This window comes from Homoserinimonas sp. (genome assembly GCF_056262345.1).
The window spans coordinates 1-2,872 of the sequence record NZ_JBACFR010000165.1 but is presented as its reverse complement, the minus strand read 5'-3'; the positions used below and the strand labels follow the sequence as shown (position 1 = coordinate 2,872).

At 62.9% G+C, this 2,872-nt stretch carries 3 protein-coding genes; 2 read left to right on the top strand and 1 reads right to left on the bottom strand.

Annotated features, from left to right (window positions below):
* A partial coding sequence (locus tag AC062T_RS08145; RefSeq protein WP_476029000.1) for a phosphohexomutase domain-containing protein occupies positions 1 to 781 on the top strand: 781 nt, incomplete at its 5' end.
* Positions 782 to 802: 21 nt separating this feature from the next.
* Here the strand turns inward: AC062T_RS08145 and coaA are convergent.
* On the bottom strand, positions 803 to 1,747 hold the full coding sequence (gene coaA, locus AC062T_RS08140; protein ID WP_476028998.1) for a type I pantothenate kinase: 945 nt from the start codon (positions 1,745 to 1,747) through the stop codon (positions 803 to 805).
* 66 nt (positions 1,748 to 1,813) lie between these two features.
* Here coaA and AC062T_RS08135 point away from each other — a divergent pair.
* On the top strand, positions 1,814 to 2,872 hold a 1,059-nt coding region (locus AC062T_RS08135), incomplete at its 3' end, for an isomerizing glutamine--fructose-6-phosphate transaminase (RefSeq protein WP_476028996.1).

The window sequence follows — 2,872 nt, the reverse complement described above, 5'->3', positions numbered from 1 at the left end:
CTCTCCCCAGGTCTTCACGGATGCTGGCGCGCGCGTCACCGTGATCGGTGCCGATCCCGACGGGTTCAACATCAACGATGGGGTGGGGTCCACCCACCTCGATCGCCTCGCCGAGGCCGTGCTTGCCCACGGTGCCGACGTGCGCATTGCCCACGACGGCGACGCCGACCGCTGCTTGGCCGTGGACCACAAAGGCAACATCGTCGACGGTGACCAGATCATGGCGATCCTCGCGCTATCGATGAAAGAGCGCGGTCTGCTCAAAAACGACACGCTCGTCGCGACGGTCATGAGCAACCTCGGACTGCGTCTGGCAATGCAGGAGCATGGCATCGAGATGGTGCTCACCTCGGTGGGCGACCGTTATGTCTTGGAGGCGCTCAGCGAGAAGGCCCTCAACCTCGGCGGCGAACAGTCCGGCCATGTCATCATGAGCGACTTCGCGACGACCGGCGACGGCATCCTCACGGGCCTTCACCTCGTGGCAGAGATGGCCAGAACCGGCAAATCGCTTGCCGAGCTTGCCTCGGTGATGACCGTGTATCCGCAGGTCATGATCAACGTGCGCGGCGTCGACCGCACCAAGCTGGCCGAATGTGCGGAGGTTGCCGTCGCGATCACCGCATGGGAATCCGAACTGGGTGAGACGGGGCGCGTGCTCCTTCGCCCGTCGGGAACCGAGCCGATGGTTCGCGTCATGGTCGAGGCGGCAGACACCGAGACCGCCGAACGTGCGGCACAGGAACTCGCCGACGTAGTGCTCAAGCACCTCGCCGCCTAAGTAGGCGGCCGCGCGCCTGGGTCAGATCTTGCGCAGCAGAATCTTCTGAACCCTGTGCTGAGGGTCTTTGCGCAGCACGAGCGTTGCCCGTGACCGAGTCGGGCGCACATTCTCGGTGAGGTTCGGCAGGTTGATGCGCTGCCAGATGTCGGCGGCGGTGGCCCTGGCTGCTGCTTCGTCGAGGCTTGCGTACCGGTGAAAGTATGACTCTGGGTTAGTGAATGCCCCGCGCTGAAGCTTCAGGAATCGCTCCTCATACCAGCGGGCGATGTCCGCCGTGCGGGCATCAACATAAATGCTGAAGTCGAAGAGGTCGCTCACGGCCAGCTTGTTGCCCATGGGCGGCTGCAAAACGTTGAGCCCCTCGACAATGAGGATGTCGGGGCGGCGAACGACGGCTTCTGCCCCGGGAATGATGTCGTAGCTCAAGTGCGAATAGACGGGAGCGCGAACCTCGGCGACCCCGCTCTTGACCTGAGTGACGAAGCGAAGCAGCGACCGACGATCGTAGGATTCCGGAAAACCCTTGCGCTGCATGAGCCCGCGGCGCTCGAGCTCGGCGTTGGGCAGCAGAAAGCCGTCGGTGGTGAGAAGGGCAACGCGGGGGGTTGATTCCCACCGGGCGAGTAAGACCCGCAGCAGTCGAGCGATCGTGGACTTGCCGACCGCAACCGAGCCGGCGACGCCGATGACAAAGGGTGTCGTGGGGGAGCGTTCCCCCAGGAATGCGCTCGTCTCGGCATGAAGCTGCTGCGCTCCGACTGCATAAAGATTGATGAGTCTGCTCAGCGGAAGGTAGACATCAGAAACCTCGTCGATTTCGAGCATATCTCCGAGGCCCCTGAGCCCTGTGAGCTCATCGGGGGCAAGGGGCAGCTGCGTCGCTGGGGCCAGGTCTGCCCAGGCAGCCCGCTCGATTTCGACGAACGGAGTGCTTCCGGGGGAGCCATTAGTGGGGTCGGACATCGATCAGAAGCCTAGCGCTGCTCAATCTGGCCTTTTGTGCAGCCCCTGTGCCGTAAAATCGGGCGCATGTGTGGAATCGTGGGTTACGTCGGTAACGATAAGAGCGTTGAGGTACTCATGGGCGGCCTTCGCCGCCTCGAATACCGTGGTTACGATTCTGCCGGGATCGCGGTGATTGACACAGAAGGTCGCCTGGATACGCGCAAGAAGGCGGGCAAGCTGCAGAAGCTCGCCGACGAGCTCGAGTCGAACCCCATCGCCAATGGCCGCACGGGTATCGGCCACACCCGCTGGGCGACGCATGGCGCCCCCAACGACACGAACGCGCATCCGCATCTGGGAGATGGCGGCAAGCTCGCTCTCATCCACAACGGAATTATCGAGAACTTTGCCGAGCTCAAGCAGGAGCTCATCGACCAGGACCCCGAGACGGTGTTCCTGAGCGAGACCGACAGTGAGGTTGCCGCGCTGCTCGTTGGCCGCGCATATCGCGACGCCGGCAGCCTTGCCGAGGCGCTTCGGGCCGTGGTCAACCGGCTGCACGGCGCGTTCACTCTTCTCGTCATGCACGAAGACGAGCCCGGCGTTGTCGTGGGTGCTCGCCGCAACTCTCCGCTCGTGATCGGGCTGGGCGATGGCGAGAACTTTCTCGGTTCTGATGTCGCCGCCTTTATCGAGCACACACACCGCGCGATGGAGATCGGTCAGGACCAGCTCGCGATCATCACTCCCGACGCCGTGACGGTCACCGATTTTGATGGCAATCTCGTTGAAACCACGTCGTTCGAGGTCAAGTGGGATGCGTCAGCCGCCGAAAAGGGCGGATGGTCGAGCTTTATGGCCAAGGAGATCAGCGAAGAGCCCGAGGCTGTTGCCAAGACTCTTCTCGGCCGCGTTACCGACGGCAGTGTGCATCTGAGCGAGCTTGATTCCATCGGCGACGACGCTCTTCGATCGATCGATCGCATCGTGATCGTGGGTGCCGGCACCGCGAACTTCACCGGCATGCAGGCCAAGTACGCGATCGAAAAGTGGACGAGGGTCCCCGTAGAGGTCGAGCTGTCGCACGAGTTCCGTTACCGCGACCCGATTCTCACCCCCAACACGCTTGTGGTCTCCACGAGC